Below are 17,949 nucleotides of genomic sequence, written 5' to 3'. Positions count from 1 at the left end.
CCCTCTCGGGAAACGTGTGCGGAACGCTCTTCGGGATGAAGGGGTCGCGCGAGGTCAGTCGGCCAGGCCGACGACCTCGTGTTCGTCGGAGGGCTCGTCGGTGATCGCGTCCACGCCGCCGTCGGTGAGCATGGGGACGCTGAAGACGAACTCGGGGATCGCGAAGGCGTCGACCAGCGTGCGCGCCCGGCCGGCCAACTTGGTGCAGAGACGGTTGCGGGCCGCGGTGGCCGCCTTCGTCCGCTCGGTCGTCAGACGGTTGTGCTCGAGGAACCAGCCCTTGTCGCCGTCCACGATGTCGAGCACGTACAGGTCGCACAACATCCCGAGGACCTCCCTGGCCTCCGGGTCCTCGCAGGCCTCCACGGCCTCGGCGAAGCGGGCGAACACCCAGCTGTCCATGTGGGCGCGACCGGCCTGCAGGAGATGATCCTGCGCCGAGTTGAAGACCTTGAACGCCGCCGAACCGTCCTGGCCCTGCGCCTTGCGCAGCCGTCGCGCGACCGTCTCCAGCAGGTGCTCCTCGCGGTCGACGAGGAGCTGGAGCTGGTTGCCGCGATCGAGCAGGTCGGTGTGCTCGCGGTCCGTCACGGCGTCGACGAGCTTCTGCCACAGGGTGGAGGCGCGGGCCTTCTCCTGCACCACGTCGACGGCCGTGCTCAGCGCGAACGCGACGGTCTCGCGCTGGTCCATGTCGCCGAAGTCCGCGGCGTAGGAGCTCAGGAGCTCCTTGCCCACCAACTGGGTGAGCACCACGTTGTCGCCCTCGAAGGTCGAGAAGACGTCGCAGTCCTTGCGCATCTCCGTGAGCAGGTTCTCCGCCATGTAGCCGGCGCCGCCGCAGGCCAGGCGGGCCTCGATGATCGTGTCGTTGGCGAACGCGGTGACCGAGGCCTTGATGCCCGCGGCGTGGGTCTCCATCTCGCGGCGACGGACCTCGTCGAAGGCCTCCGGGTTCTTCTCGAACTCGTCCAGTTCGAGGATGATGGCGTTCTGGGCGCACGCGAACGCGTACGCGCGGGCGACCCGTGGCATGAGCCGACGCTGGTGCTCGCGGTACTCCAGCAGCGGGATGCCCTTGCCGGTCTCCGGGTGGTCGAACTGCCGGCGGACCAGCGAGTACCGCACGGCCAGCGCCAGCGCGGTGCGCGCGGACGCGCCCGCCGCCGCTCCCACCGACACCCGACCGCGGATGAGCGTGCCGAGCATGGTGAAGAATCGGGCGCCCACCGAATCGATGGGGGAGGAGTACTCCCCGTCGGCGTCGACGGCGCCGAAGCGGTCGAGCAGCGCCTCCCGCGGGACCCGCACGTCGTCGAACCAGATCTTGCCGTTGTCCACGCCCGCGAGGCCGCCCTTGGGGCCGTGGTCGGAGGTGCGCACCCCCGGCAGGTCGTTACCGGCCTCGTCGCGGATCGGCACGAGCAGGCAGTGGACACCGTGGCGGAGTTCCCCGCCGTCGTCCGCGGTCGTGATCAGCTGGGCGAACACGGCGGCCATCCGGCCGTCGCGGGCGGCGTTGCCGATGTAGGCCTTCTCCGCGCTGGGCGTGGGGGTGTTGACGACGAACTCGCCGGTCTCACGATCGAACGTCGCCGTCGTCTCCAGGTTCTGCACGTCCGAGCCGCCGCCGACCTCGGTCATGGCGAAGCAGCCGAGCAGGTCCAGGGACATGACGTCCGGCAGGTACTTCTTACGGGTCTCGGAGTCGCCGAGGTTGGCGATCGCGCCGCCGAACAGGCCCCACTGGACGCCGGCCTTGACCATGAGGGACAGGTCGAGGTGGCCGAGCATCTCAAAGGACGTCAACGCCCCGCCGGTGACACCGGTCCCACCGTCCTCCTCGCGGAACCCCAGCTTGGGCATCCCGGAGTCGGCCAGGCGCTGGAGCTGCGCCAGTACATGGTCGCGATGCTCCTCCATGCCCAGCCCGATCGGGTTGAGCATGTCCGGGGTCATGGCCTCGCGCGTGAACTCGCGGGCATCGGCCCAGGTCCCGTCGAGGACCTTCTGCAGCGAGGCCGCGAGGACCGCGTCCCCCGCCCCGGTGGTGGTGATGCGGCCGTAGTTCGGGTGCACGGCCGGGCCGGTCCCGGGTGCACTGTCCCCTGCGGCGGCGGCGTTCTGGACGTCGGTCTCGGAGGTCATGACACGACTCTACGGAGAGTCCGCGCCGCTGTGCACCGGAAGAGCGGCCCCACGTCGGCGGCACCACGGCAGGGGGAACCCGAGGGCACGGCACGAACTGGCCGAGGGCACGAAAAGACCGAGGGCCCGGATCACCGACGTGATCCGGGCCCTCGCATTGTCGGGGTGGCGGGATTTGAACCCACGGCCTCTTCGTCCCGAACGAAGCGCGCTACCAAGCTGCGCCACACCCCGGTCGACAACGAGGGATACTCTAGCGCCCCGCCGCCGGAATCGCGAAACCGGGTCAGGCCGGCAGGGGCACCTTCACCCGTTGCGGGGTCACCGGGACCTCGGATCCCTCGCCGCCACCACCGGGGGCGGCGACCAGTTCCAGCAGGGTCGCCTCCGGGCGGCAGAACGTCCGAACCGGCACGTACGGAGAGGTGCCCAGGCCGGCGGAGACGTGCAGCACCAGGTTCCGGCCCCACGCGGACAGACCCTGGGCCCGCGAGCGGTCGATGCCGCAGTTGGTGACGATCGCGCCGGTGGGGAGGCAGAGTTGACCACCGTGGGTGTGCCCCGCGAGCGCGAGGTCGTACCCGTCGGCGTCGAACCGGTCCAGCACGCGTGGCTCCGGGGAGTGCAGCAACCCGATCCGCAGGTCGAAGGCGGGCCCGGCGGGTCCGGCGATCTCGTTGTAGTGGTCCCGTCCGATGTGGGGGTCGTCGACACCGGCGACGAGCACGCTACGGCCGTCGACCGCGATCTCGGCGCGCTGGTGGGTGGCGTCGACCCAGCCCCGCTCGGTGAAGGCGGCCCTGAGATCCCGCCACGGCAACGGGACGGCCGAGTGTTTCTGGCGGCCTATCCCGATGTACGGCAGCGGGCTCTTGGGGACCGGGGCGTAGTAGTCGTTGGAGCCGAACACGAACGCCCCGGGCCGGTCGAGCAGTGGCCCGAGGGCCTGGACCACGGAGGGCACGGCCCGGGCGTCGGAGAGGTTGTCGCCGGTGTTGACGACCAGGTCGGGCTCCAACTCCGCCAGCGAGTTGACGAACTGCTGCTTACGCTTCTGGCCGGGCATCATGTGCAGGTCCGAGACGTGGAGGATCGTCAGGGGCCGCGAGCCGGGCGCGAGCAGCGGCAGGGAGTGGCGGCGCAGCGTGAAGGCGTTGCGCTCCCAGCCCGTGGCGTACACGGTTCCCGCCACGACCGCCCCGGCGAGGACGGCCGCCGCGCGGGCGGGGGAGGTCGTCGAAACCCGGGTCTTGCGTGAAGGGCGTGACATCAGTCCAGACTACCGACGCCGGGCGGGGTCACCGCGGCGGCGAGATGGTGATGGGGGCCAGGCCCGGCACGTTGAGCACGATGGGTTCGTCCCCGACCGGCGCCCCCGGGCCGGAGGCGCCCTGCCCCTGCGCGCCGGTGCCCCCGCCCCCGCCGCCGCCCGATCCGTCGGAGACGCGGAGGGTGAGCTGGGACCCGGGGATGCCGGTGCTGCCGTCGACGCCGATGACGGTGCCGTACGGGCGGCCCGTGCCGGAGACGAACTGCGTGTTGACGACGAACCCGGCGTTGGTGAGCAGCGACGTCGCGGCGGACTGGCTCATGCCCGCGACGTCCGGGGCGGCGGCCCCGCTGGTCCCGGCCTGGTAGGCGGGATCGGGTGCGGGCAGTCGGAGCGGGCCGTAGATGTCGGCGATCGGGGAGAAGGCCGAGAACCAGGTCTGTGCCGGCTCGAGGCCACCGAAGAGGTTGCCGTACGAGCACTGGCGCAGGGGGCTGGTGCACAGCTCGGTGGTGGTGGTGCCGTCGTTGAACGCGTAGACGGCCGCCGCGTAGTTGTTGGTGAAGCCCAGGAACGCGGAGGACCGGTTGGCCTCGGATGTTCCCGTCTTGCCGGACATCGGCAGGCTCCACCCCGCGCCCGATGCGGCGCCGGCCGCCGTGCCGCCGCTCACGTGGTCCTTGGACATGGCGACGGCGAGGGTGTCGGCGAGCCCTTCCTCGACCACCTGCTCGCACTCCGGCTCGTTCAGCTCGACGGGTGCGCCGGTGCGGTCGGTGATCGACTCGATGGGACTGGGGGGACACCAGACGCCGCCGGAGGCGATGGTGGCGCCGACGTTGGACAGTTCCAGCGCGTTGACGGCGGTGGGCCCGAGGGTGAACGAGCCGAGGTTGTTCTTCTTGACGAACTCGCTGATGGACTCGCCTCCGGGCGCGGTGCCCTTGCGGTCGTAGGAACGCATGCCGAGGCGGACCGCCATGTCGACGGTGGGCGAGACGCCCACGTCCTTGATGAGATTCACGAACGTCGTGTTGGGCGACTGCGCGAGGGCGTCGGTCACGGACAAGGAAGAGGGGTACGAGCCGGCGTTCTCCACGCAGTACTGTGCGGGCGGGCACCCGGCGGCGCCACCGGCGCCGAGTCCGGAGACCTGGACGCGACGCGGCACCGGGAGGCTCGTGTTGGTGCCCATGCCCTTCTCCATGGCGGCGGCGACGGTGAAGACCTTGAAGACCGAGCCCCCGCCGTCACCGACCAGCGAGAACGGCTGCGGTTGCACGGTCTGGCTGTCCCCCAGTTCGAGTCCGTACTGGCGGCTGGAGGCCATCGCGACGACCTTGTGGGAGTCCTTGCCGGGCCGGACGACGCTCATCACCTCGGCCACGCCCTGGGCGGTCGGGTTGCCGTACGTGTCGACCGAGCGCTGGACGTTGGACTGGACGGTCTCGTCGAGGGTGGTGCGGATCGTGTACCCGCCCTGCTCCACCATGTCGCGACTCAGGCCGTTCTCCTCGAGGTACTGGAGGACGTAGTCGCAGAAGAATCCGCTGTCACCGGCGGTGATGCACCCGCGGGGCAGCGGGTTCGGTCGCTTGAGCACGCCCAGCGGTTCGGCCGCGTAGGCCTCGCCCTCGGCCGGGGTGATGGCGCCGGTTTGGACCATCGTGTCGATGACAGTGTTGCGGCGCTGCGTGGTGCCCTCGGGGTTGGTGTACGGGTCGAACCGACTGGTGGACTGCACCATGCCCGCGAGCATCGCCGCCTGGGGGACGCTGAGGTCGCGGGCGTCGACGCCGAAGTAGGTCTGCGCGGCGGTCTGGACGCCGAACGTGCCGTTGCCGAACGAGATCAGGTTGAGGTACTTGGTGAGGATCTCGTCCTTGCTCAACTCCCCGTCGAGGGTGAGCGCCATCCGAATCTCTTTGATCTTGCGCGCGGGCGTGGTCTCGACCGCGGCGCGACGCTCCGCGTCGTTCTCGGCGGAGACGAGGAACTGGTAGTTCTTGACCAGCTGCTGGTCGATCGTCGACGCGCCCTGCTCGACCTCGCCCGAGGTGGCGTTGGTCAGGGCCGCGCGGACGGTGCCTCGCCAGTCGACACCGTTGTGGTCCGCGAACCGGCGGTCCTCGATGGCGATGATCGCCAGCTTCATCTGCTGCGAGATCTCCTCGCTGGGCACCGGCACGCGCTGCTGGTCGTACAGCCACGCGATGGGGGCGCCGGCCGAGTCGGTCACCGTGGAGATCGACGGCAGGTCACCCTTGATGAGGTCCGCGGACGTCCCGGCCAACGTGTCGGCCATCTTGTTGGATGCCAGCCCCGCTGCCCCCGCGATCGGGAACAGGGACCCCGCCGTGACCACCCCGGCGGCGACACACGTCGCGACCAGCTTTCCCAGCGAACTCATAGCCGACACACGCACAGGGTACGTGACCACCCCTCCGGGACCACCCGTCGCGCGGCGATCATGTGTCGACTCTTTACTTCTGTTGTGTGACTGCGGTAACAATATGGGGGAACGCGGGACGGATCGGACCGGAATGGGATCGCGATACACGAATCCCAGGTGCGAACGCCCGCCGACACAGTGAGTCCGCCGCGTCGGGCGGGCTCAGAAGGCCGGAGACGAGCGCGGTGAACCCGTCCACGACTCCACTCACGCTAGGGGTACTTCGATGACGTCCACCCTCCCCGGGACCACCCACTCCTCCGACCACGGGGTCCGCCCCGGTGCCGGCAACCCCCTCGGCTCCGAGGAGATCATCATCGGGGAGGGTCGCCAGGAATGGGTGGCCCAGGCCCGGTGCAAGGACATCGATCCGGACGAGCTGTTCGTCCGCGGCGCGGCGCAGCGTAAGGCCGCGTCCATCTGCCGGCACTGCCCGGTCCTGCTGCAGTGCCGGGCCGACGCACTCGACAACCGCGTCGAGTTCGGTGTCTGGGGCGGTATGACCGAGCGTCAGCGCCGCGCCCTGCTCAAGCAGCACCCCGAGGTCCGTTCCTGGGCAGACTTCTTCGCGCAGCAGATCGAGCGGCACACCGCGGTCTACTGAGTCCAGAGGTCTACCGAGTCCTGAGGTCCACCGAGTCCTGGCGAGTCGAGGCCCGGACACCTCGAGCGCGGCCCGCGGCACCCGCCGCGGGCCGCGCTCGTATCCGTCAGCCGCAGAGTTGGTCGCCCACCGACCGCAGTGCCTCCAGGTTGGAGATCTCGAACGGCAGTGAGGGCACGCCGACGATCCGCACGTCCGGGTGGGTGTCGGTGAACGACTCGAGCAGTCGGACCTCCTGCTTGGCGGTGCCCGCCCGGTCGGCGTGGATGCGCAGCACCGCCTCGGCCTCCGGGTTCTCCCCGGCCAGGCGGTCGGCGGCCGCGCAGGCCTGTTCGGCGCTCAGGTCGGTCAGTCGCGGATGGGTGCGGTTGACCACGACCCCCGCCAGCGGCATCTTCTCCTCGGACAGGCGCTCGGCGAAGAACGCGGCCTCGCGCAGGGCGGGCCGCTCCGCGGAGGAGACCACCAGGAACTCCGTGCCCTTGCGGCGCAGGATCGCCTGGGTCCGGGACGCGCGGGTGGAGAACCCGCCGAACGTGGAGTCCAGCGCCACCACCATCTCGGAGGCGTCCTTGAGCATCGAGGACCCCACCACCGTGGACACGCCGCGCATCGCGGTGCTCATCGCGCCGGTCACCAGGCGTCCGACCCCGCGGCCGGGCGTGGAGAGCAACCGCATGAGCCGACTGTCGAGGAACGCGCCGAGGCGGCGCGGTGCGTCGAGGAAGTCAAGTGCGTTGCGCGACGGGGGAGTGTCGACGACGACGAGGTCCCACGCGGAGTCGTCGAGGAGTTGCCCCAACTTCTCCATGGCCATGTACTCCTGGGTCCCCGCGAAGGAGGTGACCATCGTCTTGTAGAAGCGGTTGTCCAGGATGTCCCGGGCCTTGGCCTCCGTGGTGTTGGCCACCACCAGTTCGTCGAACGTACGGCGCATGTCCAGCATCATCGCGTGCAGTGACCCGCCGGCGGCGGATTTCTCCTGCCCGAGGTCCACGGGGGAGGGTTCGTTGGACAACTCGTCGATGCCGAGGGCCTGCGCGAGGCGACGGGCCGGGTCGATGGTCAACACGACCGTGTCGCGGCCGAGTTCGGCGGCCCGCAGGGCGACCGCCGCGGCGGTGGTCGTCTTGCCCACGCCGCCGGCGCCGGTGCACACCACCACCCGGGTGGCGGGGTCGGTGAGCATGGCGGTGATGTCTAGGCGACGTGTCATGTCAGTGGACTCCCTGGTCGACGAGGGCGGAGGCGAGGTCGTAGAGGTCCGCGACCTCCACCCCGTTGGGCAGCGCCGGCAGCACGAGGGTGGGGCAGGCGGCGGAGGTGAGCGTCTCGCCGGCGCGGAGTTGGCCGCGGGCCACGCGGGCGTGCTCGATCGCCTGCACCAGCAGGCCCTGCAGTCCCTCGTCGTCGACCTCCACGCCGGTCGCGTCGAGGCCGTCCGCGACCGCCTCGGCGTCGATGTCCTCCTCGGCGATCCGCCGCAGCGCCTCGTCGTCGAGGTGACGGGTTTCCGCGCGGTTGATGATCACCTGCCCGACCCGCAGTCCGTGGCTCTTGAGTTCGGCGATCGCCTCGATGGTCTCCTGCACCGGCAGCGACTCCAACAGCGTCACCAGGTGCACGACCGTGCGGGTGGAGTGGACCAGCTCGGCCACGGCCTCCGCCTGGCGGCGGATGGGCCCGCCCCCGCCGGCGAGGTCGGCCATCGCGGTGGTGACGTCGAGGAACTTGCCGATCCGGCCCGTGGGCGGGGCGTCGACCACCACGGCGTCGTAGACGACCTCACGCTTGGCGTGCTCGCGTGCGACGACCTCATAGATCTTGCCGGTGAGCAGGACGTCCTTGAGCCCGGGCGCGATCGTGGTCGCGAACTCGATCGCACCGACCGACTTCATCACCTTGCCCACCACCCCGAGGCGGTAGAAGGTGTCGAGGTAGTCGAGCATCGCGGCCTCGATGTCGATCGCCAGCGCGAACACCTTGCCGCCGCCGTCGACCCTGGCCACGAGTTCCTCGCGGTAGGGCAGGGGGGCGCGGTCGAAGATCCGGGCGATGCCCTGACGTTCCTCCACCTCCACCAGCAGGACCCGCTTACCGGTGGAGGCCAGCGCCAGTGCGAGGGAGGTGGCGACGGTCGTCTTGCCGGTGCCGCCCTTCCCCGAGACGTAGTGCAACTCGGCCCGTTCGGAGCTGTCGGACCACCCGGTGGACAGCTCGTCGGCGATGGTCGATCGTGTCGACCGCGTACCTGGACTCATCGTGGACGGCATGCGTTCCACACTAAGCGCTCACACCACCGCGCGCGGGGCGCTCGTGACTTACCTAGAGTGGGGCACATGAGCGAATCCACTGGAGCAGCCCGGTTCGAGTACGTGACGGTCCCGCTGCTGACGCACGCCACCAAGCAGATCCTCGACCAGTGGGGAGGCGACGGCTGGGAGCTGGTCTCCGTTCTGCCCGGCCCCACGGGTGAGCAGCACGTCGCCTACATGAAGCGACAGCTCTGATGCCCGAGACCGAGACCGCCGGCTACTGGACCCGCAAGCTCGACCAGCTGGGTCTGGAGCTGCCGACGGTCGTCCCGCCGGTCGCCAACTACGTCCCGGCAGTACGGACCGGCGCGTTCGTCTACACCTCCGGGCAGTTGCCCATGGTCGACGGCGCCCTGGCGGCCACGGGCAAGGTGGGGGCCGAGGTCACCGCCGAGCAGGCCGCCGAGCTGGCCCGCACCTGCGCCCTCAACGCGCTGGCGGCCGTCGACGGGCTCGTCGGGATCGATTCGGTGGTGAAGGTCGTCAAGGTGGTCGGGTTCGTCGCCTCCGCGCCCGGCTTCAGCGGGCAGCCGGGTGTCCTCAACGGCGCCTCCGACGTGCTCGGTGAGATCTTCGGCGACGCCGGCGTCCACGCCCGGTCGGCGGTCGGTGTGTCCGAGCTGCCGCTGAACGCACCCGTCGAGGTCGAGCTCGTGGTCGAGGTCGAGGGATAGCCGCGATGTCCGCAGGCCTGGCCCCGATCACCTTCCCGGCGTACGAGACCCTCCGACCCGTCACGGAGCTGTCCGGGGTCATCCTCTGCGACAACCCCTCCGAGATGACATTCGAAGGGACCAACACCGTCATCCTGCGGGCCCCGGGGTCGCACACCTGCGTGGTGGTGGACCCCGGGCCCGACGACCTCGCGCACGCCGAGCGGATCGCGGCCATCGTGGGGGAGATCGAGCTCGTCGTCGTCACCCATCGTCACGGCGACCACACCGACGGCATCGATCACCTGCGCGGATTCACCTCCGCCCCCGTCAGGGCCGTGGAGGAACGGTTCTGCCGGGACGCCGCGCCGTTGGTGACGGGCGGTGACGACGACGAGGTGATCCACGCCGCCGGCCTGGACATCATCGTACTGGGCACCCCGGGGCACACGGCCGACTCGATCAGTCTCGAGGTGCGGGCCGCGGGCACCGGGTTCACTGCTCCGCCGGACTGCGTGGTCCTCGGGGACACGATCCTCGGCCGGGATTCGACGGTGCTGGACTCGACCGACGGTGATCTCGGTGACTACCTGGGCAGCATGGATCTCCTCGCGGCGCGGGCCGACGGGGTGATCGGCATCCCGGGGCACGGGCCCGACGTGGAGAACACCGGCCGCGCGGCCCAGGTACTCGGTCGGCACCGGCGCGATCGACTCGACCAGATCATCGCCGCCCGGGCCGAGTTGGGGCGCGACGCCTCGGCCGAGGCGATCACGCAGCACATCTACCGCGACGTGACGCCGTTCCTGCTCAAGGTGGCCGAGCAGTCCACCAAGGTCGCGCTGCGCTACCTCGACCGCCTGGATACAGGGGGCACGGGTGGCGCCGCCGACGCCTGATCCGCCCGCGACCTGACCAGCCCGCCCCGCCCCGCCCGCGACGCCTGACCCGCCCGCAACGCCCGCCGGGTCCGACCATTCGCGAAAATCGGCTAGTCCGAATAGGGATCGGCTAGTCCAATTGGAGTCGCCGATCCGGATTCCGGCTAGCGGATTTGGGTGGGGCGCGGGGACGCGGGGGAGATTGTCCACAGGGAGGATTTCTCCACAGGCGGCCTGCATATCGCGGGTTACAGCGGGAGTGCGCGTGTCGGCGTGGGCGAGACTGCCGAACATGGGTGCATCAAAGACAGACGACCACGACAGTCCCTTTCTCTCGACGTTCGCGCAGCTCGCCCGCAGCGGCCTGCACCACGATGAGATCAACAGGCGGATCGGCGCCGGAACGCTACGGCGGGTGCGGTCCGGCGTCTACGCCCACGAGCCGGAGGAGGCGCCCGCCGGGAGCGGGCCCGATTACGTCCGCAGGGAGCGGGAGTTCCTCGAACGAACTCGGGCGGCCGCGCTCGCGGTGGAACCCGGGACGGTGATGTCGCACGGTTCCGCCCTCGCGCTCTACGGGCTGCCGCTCCACGGGATCTCCTTGGACCGGCCCACCGCCACCCGGCCACGCGAGGGCGGCGGAACGCGGCGCAGTTCGGCGCTCGTGTGCTTCACCCTGCCCGTGGAGGGGGCGACCAGACTCGTCGACGGCATCCAGTTGACCTCTCCCGCCAGGACGATCATCGACGTCGCACGGACGGTGAGCCTGGAGAGCGGCGTGGCTGCTGCCGATCAGGCCATCCGCCGAGGCATGCTGTCGCGCCCAGAACTCCAGGACGAGGCGGGTCTGGCGAAGGGGCGCACGGGTGTCGGGCGCGCGCGGGCGCTGCCGGAGCTGACATGCGGGTTGGCGGAATCGGTTCTGGAATCGTTGATACGGCTGATCCTGGTGTTCGCGGGTCTCCCGCAGCCCGAGATGCAGGTGTGGCTGTCGGGCCGGAGCGGCAAGCGGTTCCGCGTGGACTTCTACTGGCGAGAATGGAGGCTCATCGGCGAGGCGGACGGCTTCGGCAAATACGGGAACAGCCCGCAGGAGATACGGGAAGCACTGAGCCGCGAACGCCACAGGCAGCGCGATCTGGAAGATGCCGGCTACGTGGTGATTCGCTGGGTATGGGATGACCTGCGGCGTCCGGACGTGATCGTCCGGCGGGTGAAGGACGCGATGCGTCGGCAGGAGCAACTCGGACTTGGCCGTGCGGCGTAAGAGCGTCGCCCGCCGGCAACCAAGAATCCGCTACTCGGAATAGGGATCGGCTGGTCGGATTGGACTAGCGGATCCCTATTCCGGGTAGCGGATTTCGGGGCGGGGGCTGGGGCTGGGGACGGGGCCGGGGCCGGGGCTGGGGCCGGGGCGTCAGCGGGCGCGGCGGGCCAGCCGCTCGGTGTCGGAGATGATGACGCTCTTGCCCTCGAGCCGCAGCCAGCCGCGGTGCGCGAACTCGGCCAGCGCCTTGTTCACCGTCTCGCGGGAGGCGCCGACGAGCTGGGCGATCTCCTCCTGCGTGAGGTCGTGCGTCACGCGGATGTTGCCGCCCTCCTGCGTGCCGAAGCGCTGCGCGAGCTGCAGCAGGGCCTTGGCCACGCGGCCGGGCACGTCGGTGAAGATGAGGTCGGCGAGGTTGTTGTTGGTGCGGCGCAGGCGGCGGGCCAGCACGCGCAGCAGCTGGTCGGAGATCTCCGGACGCTCGGCGATCCAGCGCTTGAGGGCCGAGCGGTCCATGGCCTGCACAGACACGTCGGTGACACACACGGCCGACGAGGTGCGCGGGCCGGGGTCGAAGATGGAGAGCTCGCCGAACATGTCGGACGGCCCGAGGATGGAGAGCAGGTTCTCGCGACCGTCGGGGGCCTTCCGGGAGAGCTTCACCTTGCCGGAGGTGACGATGTACAGGCTGTCGCCCTGCTCGCCCTCGCGGATGATCACGTCACCCTTCGAGTACTCCTCGCTGGTCAGGTCGGAACGCAGGGCGGAGACCGCCGCCGGCTCCACGCCCTGGAAGATTCCGGCTCTGGTGAGGACGTCGTCGGCAGACTGGTCCGTGCGGCGATCAATCGTCACAGTCTGTGACCCTCCGTTCGGGCGCGGACATGCGTGTCCGTGCCATGGCGTGCGTGTGGCGAAAACCACTGTAGTCGTAAGCGCGTCGGTGGTGGTGGCGACGCGCGATCAGCGGGATGGTTCAGACGTCGATCTGTTCGGGTTCGTCGAGGATCGCGTTCTCGAAACGGTCCATGAGTAGTGCGAATCCGGCGAGGAGGACCGGCACCAGGACGACGAGGATTCCCTGCATCTGTCCGATTATCCACCCCCGGACCGCGGGACGCACACGCACCCGGGGCGGCGGTTCCGCGCCGTCGGGGCGCCGAGCCGTAATGTGGACTCATGCCCGACCCAGCTCCAGCCGTGAAGCGCCGCAGACGAGGGGTGGCCGCGAGGGGGGTGGAGACCGACCTCGGGCGCACCCGGCGCGCGAGACGCATGCTCCGCGCCCTCGAGGAGGCGTTCCCGCACGTCTACTGCGAGCTCGACTTCACCAACCCGCTGGAACTGAGCGTGGCGACGATCCTGTCCGCCCAGTGCACGGACAAGCGGGTCAACGAGGTCACGCCGGCACTGTTCGCGCGCTACCGGACCGCCGCCGACTACGCGGGGGCGGACCGGGAGGAGCTGGAGGAGTTCATCCGGCCGACGGGCTTCTACCGCAACAAGGCGCGGAGCATCCAGGGCCTGGGCGCGGCGCTCGTGGATAGGTACGACGGCGAGGTGCCGCAGCGGCTCGAGGACCTGGTCACCCTCCCGGGATTCGGACGGAAGACGGCCAACGTGGTGTTGGGCAACGCATTCGGGATCCCGGGTCTGCCGGTCGACACCCACTTCATCCGGTTGGTGAACCGCTGGAAGTGGACCGAGGCCACGGACGCCGTCCGCATCGAGCGCGAAGTGTCGCGCATGCTGCCGCGGGCCTCCTGGACCGACGCGAGCCACCGGATCATCTTCCACGGTCGCCGGGTGTGCCACGCCCGGACCGCGGCCTGTGGGGCGTGTGTGCTGGCCGACGACTGCCCGTCCGCGGGCGAGGCCGGCCCGCTCGACCCGGTCGCCGCCGCCCGCCTCGTGGCGGGACCCGAGCGCGACCACCTGCTGGAACTGGTCGGACTGGGGGACCACGCGTGAGCGCCTCAGCCCGGTGGTCGCTGGTCGCTCTCGTGGCGATGATCGGCGTCGTCGTCGCACTTCTCTCCACGTTCGGTGATACCGACGACGGGTCCGGCGACCCGACCGCCGCCCCCACCGCACCTCCCGTGGGCGCCCCGCCCGCGGACGAGCCGCGCACCGTCGTGGACCCCGCGGTCCGCGCCGAGGCCGGGCTCCCCGCCTGCCGCGACAGCGCCGTGCCCGCCACCACCACCGGCCCCGTCGCCGGACTGATGGTGCGCTGCATGGACGACGGCTCCACCACCACGCTCGGCAAGATCCAGGCCGGCACGCCCATGGTGGTCAACATGTGGGCCTACTGGTGCGAACCGTGCCGCCGTGAGCTGCCCGCCATCCGTGACGCCCAGGCCACCCTCGGTGACGAGGTGCGGGTGGTGCTCTCGCACACGGACCCGTCCGAGACCAAGGGTTTCGACACCCTCGCCGCGCTGGGCATCGAGGAACTGATCTCGGTCTCCGACCAGGAGGAGGAGCTGCCGGCCGTGCTCGGCGCGCCACCCGTCCTGCCGCTGACGCTCTTCGTCCGCGCCGACGGGACGATCGCGCACGTGCTGGTCGAGCCCATGGACAGCGAGCAGGACGTGCTGGACGCCGTCGCCGAACACCTGGGAGTGACCGCGTGAGCAACCCCGCGAACGGGCCCGCGCCCCGGCCCGGCGACGTCACCGGCGTCCCGCACCCCGCTTGGATGGACCCCCTCATGACGGCGTGCACCGACGGCAGCTTCGACGGGTTGCTGCCGAGACGGCGCCCGCCCGAGGACCGCGGTCCCAACGAGGTCGGCCGGCCGCACCGCGACGCCGCCGTCCTGGTGCTGTTCTCCGGCTCGGAGGACGCGCCCGGCCCCCAGCCACCCAGCGATGCCCGCGTCCTGCTCACCCACCGGGCCACCACGCTGCGCAACCACTCGGGTCAGATCTCGTTCCCCGGCGGCGGCGTCGACGACACGGACAGCGGCCCGGTGGAGGCCGCGCTGCGTGAGGCGTGGGAGGAGACCGGCCTCGACCCCCACGGGGTGGACGTGCTCGCGGTGCTCCCCGAGCTGTACATCCCGGTCTCGAACTACTCCGTCGCACCGGTGCTCGGATACTGGCGGGAGCCGATGGAGGTCGACGTCGTGGACCCGGGGGAGACCGCGCGCGTGATGACCGTGCCGGTCGACGAGCTGCTCGATCCCGCCAACCGATTCCTGCTCCGGCACACCACCGGGTGGACCGGCCCGGCGTTCCAGCACGACGACCTCGTCGTGTGGGGCTTCACCGCCGGCATCCTCGCCGCGATGTTCCACTCCGCCGGATGGGACCTGGACTGGGACACGTCCGACATCCGGGACCTCGAGAAGACCCTGGCCGCGTCCGCGAACGGGGAGCAGCACCGCATGTCGGCGGAGGAGGCCCGCCGCGAATCCGCGGACCCACTGGCCGATCGCACCGTCGCCGGCGTCCCCGGGCTGAGCGCGCGCGCCGCCGACGGCACCGTCGCCGGTGGCACGGCTCCCGACGGCGGGCTGGCCGGGGACGGCGAGCAGCCCGCCGACGGCGAGGAGTCGCTCGACCTGCCCGCGGACAATCCTCGGAGGGGGTACCGGTGACGGGCTCGCAATGGCTCGACCTGGCACTGTTCGCACTCGCCGCGGCCGCGGCGATCTCGGGCTGGATCAACGGGGCCGCCGCGTCGGGCTTCGCGTTGCTCGGAGTGGGCATCGGCGCGACCTCCGGACTGCTGGTGGCCCCGCACCTCGTACGGGAGATCGACTCGCCGTTCGGCAGGCTGTCCGCGGGGCTGGCGATCATCGCGGTGATGGTGATCATCGGGCAGGTCGCCGGCGTCACGATCGGCCGCGCCGCCAGGCGCTACATCGACGGATCCGGTGCACGACTCCTCGACAGCACGGTGGGCGCCGTCCTCCAGTCCGCTGCCATGCTGCTCGTGGCATGGCTGGTCGCGGTGCCCATCGCCGCGCAGGAGGGACCCGGGCTGGGCAAGGCGGTGCGAGGGTCGTCCGTGCTGGCCAAGATCGACGACGTCGCCCCCGAACAGCTGCAACGGATCCCCGCGACGTTCACCTCGGTCCTCGGCACCACCGGTTTCCCGGACATCCTCGGCCCCTTCGGGACCACCCCGATGCAGGAGGTCCCACCGCCCGATCCGGTCCTCGCCGGCTCCGAGGTGGTGGCCCGCGTACAGCCGTCCGTGCTGAAGATCCGCGGCCGGGCCGAGTCCTGCAGCCGCGCGCTGGAGGGGTCGGGGTTCGTGGCCGCGCCGGGGCTCGTGATGACCAACGCGCACGTCGTGGCGGGCACCGAGTCCGCGACCGTGGTGTCCGGTGATGACGAGCTGGACGCCGAGGTGGTGGTCTACGACCCCCGAGTGGATATCGCGGTGCTGCGCGTGGACGGTCTGGACGCTCCGGTTCTTCCCTTCGCCGAGAACCGTGCCCGCACCGGCGACGACGCGATCGTCGTGGGCTACCCGGGCAACGGGCCCTACCGTCCGGACGCGGCACGGATCCGCGAGCGTGTGACCCTGCGCGGCCCGGACATCTACCGCGAGCAGACCGTCGAGCGCGAGGTATACATCCTGCGGGGCTCCGTTCGCGAGGGCAATTCCGGCGGACCGCTGGTCACCCCGCAGGGGCAGGTCGCCGGTGTGGTGTTCGGCGCCGCGATGGACGCCGCGGACACCGGGTACGCGCTGACCGTGGAGCAGGTGCTGCCGCAGCTCCAGCTCGCGGTCGATGCGCAGGAATCGGTCTCGACGGGGCGGTGCGTGGGGCTGCCCAGCTGATCACCGCGGGGCCCGGCCGGCGGGGCTGGCCGGCGGGTCGGAGTCCCGGCGGCTCAGAGCGGGGTGACGCGCCGCGCGAAGTCCACGATCAGCCGGGACGTGGCGTCCGGGGCCTCCATCGCGGGATAGTGCCCGGCCCCCGGGACCAGTTCGGTGGTGAAGTCGCGCGCCCACGCCGAGGACGCGCGGACGGTGGCCGGCAGAATGAACCGGTCCTCGGTCCCACTGATCCCCAGCACGGGCTGCGGCAGGACGCCCGAGACCGCGCGGCGAAAGTCGCGGCCGTCCGGACGGAACTGGCTCCGAACCATCCAGCGGCGGCTCTCCAATGTCAGGTGGGCGACCTTGGGGATGAGCATGGACCGCCTGAGCAGGTCGGCGGATTCACGGAAATCCTCGGTGCCGGGCCACGTGGGCCCGGATCGACTGCGGAGCATCTCCTCGACCGCTGCGGCGCCGTCGCGGGTGAGGTGGCGTTCGGGCAATCGCGGCGCCTGGTCCGCGAGCAGGCGAGGCACCAAAGCGTGACGTTGGGAGCGGTCGAGCAGTGCCGCGCGCCGGGTGGCGACCGGGTGGGGAGAGCCGACGACGACGAGGCCCCGCACCGCGCGTGGCCGGCGGTAGGCGGCGGTCCATGCGATGAATCCGCCCTCGCCCTGGCCGACGACCACCGCCGAGGAGTGACCGAGGGCCCGGATGAGGTTGGTCATGTCCGCGGCCAGGGTCCACCCGTCGTAACCGCGCGGCGGCTTGTCCGAGTCGCCGTGGCCCCGGAGATCGACGGCAACGGCATGGAACCCGGCGTCGGCCAGCGCGAGCATGGGCGCCCGCATCGTCCACCAGATTCCACTGAGACCGTGGATCAGGAGGACCAGAGGGGGGAGTCGGCCCGGCGGGGTGTCGGCCGGCAGCGCCTCGGCGATGTGCAGGCGGATGCCGTTGGCCGAGACGTCACGATGCCGCCACGACCCGTCGATCCTGACGATCGACGGGTCGGGCGGCCGGTGAGCGGGAGTTCTCAGGACTTCGACGCGGGCAAGGGCGTCTCGGTGACACGCACCGTGCCGGGCCGGGGCTCGTTGCCCTTCGGCATGGCCAGCTTGAGGTCCGACACCGAGTCGATGGTGCGCTGCGGCTTCCGGATCTTCTTGACCTTGCGGTACCCGAGTAGTCCGAACACCGCCGCGAGCAGCACCAGGACGACGAACACGATGAGGAAGCCCATCCAGTCCCAGGTCTTGGTGCCGAACCACATCGAGATGAGCTTGGCCCACATGAACACGAACGGGAAGAAGGACATCAGCAGCAGGACGAGGGCCGCGACGAAGAAGCCGGACCCGGTCGCGGCCTTCTTTACCTGCTCGGTGACCTCGGTCTTCGCCAGTTCGATCTCGGCACGAACCAGTGTCGACACCTGCGTCGTGGCGTTCTTGACCAGGGTGCCGATACTGGCGTCGCCACGGCCGATCGAGTCAGCGTCATGCAGGGGGATCGAGGCCTCGGTCGGCTTGTGCGTTCCCTGGGCGTGGCTCACGGTTGTTCCTCCATAGTCCGGCGAC

Annotated in this window: 17 protein-coding genes and 1 tRNA gene; 9 read left to right on the top strand and 9 right to left on the bottom strand. The window is 70.6% G+C overall.

The window, feature by feature from the left end:
- Positions 1-54: 54 nt before the first annotated feature.
- The 4 genes from CK206_RS08555 to CK206_RS08540 all read right to left on the bottom strand — a co-directional run bounded on the left by CK206_RS08555 (position 55) and on the right by CK206_RS08540 (position 5,828).
- A complete protein-coding gene (locus tag CK206_RS08555) occupies positions 55-2,148 on the bottom strand; it encodes an acyl-CoA dehydrogenase (protein WP_096906158.1) in 2,094 nt (697 codons plus the stop codon).
- A 160-nt stretch (positions 2,149-2,308) separates the two neighbouring features.
- Positions 2,309-2,382: transfer RNA gene (locus CK206_RS08550), tRNA-Pro, on the bottom strand.
- A 52-nt stretch (positions 2,383-2,434) separates the two neighbouring features.
- Positions 2,435-3,418 (bottom strand): metallophosphoesterase, encoded by a 984-nt coding sequence (locus CK206_RS08545; RefSeq protein WP_069389392.1) that lies wholly within the window; start codon positions 3,416-3,418, stop codon positions 2,435-2,437.
- A 28-nt stretch (positions 3,419-3,446) separates the two neighbouring features.
- On the bottom strand, positions 3,447-5,828 hold the full coding sequence (locus CK206_RS08540) for a transglycosylase domain-containing protein (RefSeq protein ID WP_096906157.1): 2,382 nt from the start codon (positions 5,826-5,828) through the stop codon (positions 3,447-3,449).
- 268 nt (positions 5,829-6,096) lie between these two features.
- Between CK206_RS08540 and CK206_RS08535 the strand changes: the two genes are divergently transcribed.
- Complete coding sequence (locus CK206_RS08535) at positions 6,097-6,474, top strand: WhiB family transcriptional regulator (protein ID WP_187352252.1); 378 nt, start codon at positions 6,097-6,099, stop codon at positions 6,472-6,474.
- A 106-nt stretch (positions 6,475-6,580) separates the two neighbouring features.
- On the opposite strand, the gene CK206_RS08530 is transcribed toward CK206_RS08535, so the two are convergent.
- Entirely contained in the window at positions 6,581-7,690 is a 1,110-nt protein-coding gene (locus CK206_RS08530; protein WP_067716252.1) for an ArsA-related P-loop ATPase, read from the bottom strand.
- 1 nt (position 7,691) lies between these two features.
- Entirely contained in the window at positions 7,692-8,747 is a 1,056-nt protein-coding gene (locus tag CK206_RS08525; protein ID WP_096907367.1) for an ArsA-related P-loop ATPase, read from the bottom strand.
- Between the two features lie 66 nt (positions 8,748-8,813).
- Here CK206_RS08525 and CK206_RS08520 point away from each other — a divergent pair, with 66 nt between their 5' ends.
- The 4 genes from CK206_RS08520 (at position 8,814) to CK206_RS08505 (ending at position 11,590) form a co-directional block, all read left to right on the top strand.
- Positions 8,814-8,984, top strand: coding sequence for a DUF4177 domain-containing protein (locus CK206_RS08520; protein ID WP_096906156.1), 171 nt, complete (start codon positions 8,814-8,816; stop codon positions 8,982-8,984).
- Complete coding sequence (locus CK206_RS08515; RefSeq protein ID WP_096906155.1) at positions 8,984-9,463, top strand: RidA family protein; 480 nt, start codon at positions 8,984-8,986, stop codon at positions 9,461-9,463. The genes CK206_RS08520 and CK206_RS08515 overlap by 1 nt, the downstream gene beginning before the upstream one ends.
- 5 nt (positions 9,464-9,468) lie before the next feature.
- Positions 9,469-10,341, top strand: a complete 873-nt coding sequence (locus CK206_RS08510; RefSeq protein ID WP_096906154.1) for an MBL fold metallo-hydrolase — start codon at positions 9,469-9,471, stop codon at positions 10,339-10,341.
- A gap of 274 nt (positions 10,342-10,615) precedes the next feature.
- Positions 10,616-11,590 (top strand): hypothetical protein, encoded by a 975-nt coding sequence (locus CK206_RS08505; RefSeq protein ID WP_096906153.1) that lies wholly within the window; start codon positions 10,616-10,618, stop codon positions 11,588-11,590.
- 150 nt (positions 11,591-11,740) lie between these two features.
- On the opposite strand, the gene CK206_RS08500 is transcribed toward CK206_RS08505, so the two are convergent.
- Positions 11,741-12,445, bottom strand: coding sequence for a Crp/Fnr family transcriptional regulator (locus CK206_RS08500; RefSeq protein ID WP_096906152.1), 705 nt, complete (start codon positions 12,443-12,445; stop codon positions 11,741-11,743).
- A 324-nt stretch (positions 12,446-12,769) separates the two neighbouring features.
- Here CK206_RS08500 and nth point away from each other — a divergent pair, with 324 nt between their 5' ends.
- From nth to CK206_RS08480, 4 genes are read left to right on the top strand one after another with little or no spacing between them, the layout of a single operon-like run.
- Complete coding sequence (nth, locus tag CK206_RS08495; RefSeq protein ID WP_096906151.1) at positions 12,770-13,561, top strand: endonuclease III; 792 nt, start codon at positions 12,770-12,772, stop codon at positions 13,559-13,561.
- Positions 13,558-14,226, top strand: a complete 669-nt coding sequence (locus tag CK206_RS08490) for a TlpA disulfide reductase family protein (RefSeq protein WP_096906150.1) — start codon at positions 13,558-13,560, stop codon at positions 14,224-14,226. Before nth ends, CK206_RS08490 begins: the two co-directional genes overlap by 4 nt.
- Positions 14,223-15,194, top strand: coding sequence for a CoA pyrophosphatase (locus tag CK206_RS08485; protein ID WP_227022182.1), 972 nt, complete (start codon positions 14,223-14,225; stop codon positions 15,192-15,194). The genes CK206_RS08490 and CK206_RS08485 overlap by 4 nt, the downstream gene beginning before the upstream one ends.
- Positions 15,191-16,390, top strand: coding sequence for a MarP family serine protease (locus CK206_RS08480; protein ID WP_096906149.1), 1,200 nt, complete (start codon positions 15,191-15,193; stop codon positions 16,388-16,390). Before CK206_RS08485 ends, CK206_RS08480 begins: the two co-directional genes overlap by 4 nt.
- Before the next feature lie 53 nt (positions 16,391-16,443).
- Here the strand turns inward: CK206_RS08480 and CK206_RS08475 are convergent, their stop codons facing one another.
- Positions 16,444-17,313, bottom strand: a complete 870-nt coding sequence (locus tag CK206_RS08475) for an alpha/beta hydrolase (RefSeq protein WP_096907365.1) — start codon at positions 17,311-17,313, stop codon at positions 16,444-16,446.
- Between the two features lie 95 nt (positions 17,314-17,408).
- Positions 17,409-17,924 carry a phage holin family protein gene (locus CK206_RS08470; protein WP_067711418.1) on the bottom strand — a complete coding sequence of 172 codons (516 nt, stop codon included), beginning with the start codon at positions 17,922-17,924 and terminating at the stop codon, positions 17,409-17,411.
- Between the last annotated feature and the right edge of the window lie 25 nt (positions 17,925-17,949).

It is taken from the genome of Dietzia sp. WMMA184 (genome assembly GCF_002441635.1).
GTDB classification, from domain to species: Bacteria; Actinomycetota; Actinomycetes; order Mycobacteriales; family Mycobacteriaceae; genus Dietzia; species Dietzia kunjamensis.
The sequence above is the reverse complement of the archived record's forward strand: the minus strand, read 5'-3'. Positions and strand labels throughout refer to the sequence as shown.

What these genes read in the sequence shown, in the direction of transcription:
- nth (WP_096906151.1), top strand. Translation starts at nt 12,770, where the DNA reads ATGCCCGACCCAGCTCCAGCCGTGAAGCGCCGCAGACGAGGGGTGGCC.
- CK206_RS08505 (WP_096906153.1), top strand. Translation starts at nt 10,616, where the DNA reads ATGGGTGCATCAAAGACAGACGACCACGACAGTCCCTTTCTCTCGACG.
- CK206_RS08530 (WP_067716252.1), bottom strand. Translation starts at nt 7,690, where the DNA reads ATGACACGTCGCCTAGACATCACCGCCATGCTCACCGACCCCGCCACC.
- CK206_RS08515 (WP_096906155.1), top strand. Translation starts at nt 8,984, where the DNA reads ATGCCCGAGACCGAGACCGCCGGCTACTGGACCCGCAAGCTCGACCAG.
- CK206_RS08535 (WP_187352252.1), top strand. Translation starts at nt 6,097, where the DNA reads ATGACGTCCACCCTCCCCGGGACCACCCACTCCTCCGACCACGGGGTC.
- CK206_RS08525 (WP_096907367.1), bottom strand. Translation starts at nt 8,747, where the DNA reads ATGCCGTCCACGATGAGTCCAGGTACGCGGTCGACACGATCGACCATC.
- CK206_RS08510 (WP_096906154.1), top strand. Translation starts at nt 9,469, where the DNA reads ATGTCCGCAGGCCTGGCCCCGATCACCTTCCCGGCGTACGAGACCCTC.
- CK206_RS08555 (WP_096906158.1), bottom strand. Translation starts at nt 2,148, where the DNA reads ATGACCTCCGAGACCGACGTCCAGAACGCCGCCGCCGCAGGGGACAGT.
- CK206_RS08545 (WP_069389392.1), bottom strand. Translation starts at nt 3,418, where the DNA reads ATGTCACGCCCTTCACGCAAGACCCGGGTTTCGACGACCTCCCCCGCC.
- CK206_RS08540 (WP_096906157.1), bottom strand. Translation starts at nt 5,828, where the DNA reads ATGAGTTCGCTGGGAAAGCTGGTCGCGACGTGTGTCGCCGCCGGGGTG.
- CK206_RS08520 (WP_096906156.1), top strand. Translation starts at nt 8,814, where the DNA reads ATGAGCGAATCCACTGGAGCAGCCCGGTTCGAGTACGTGACGGTCCCG.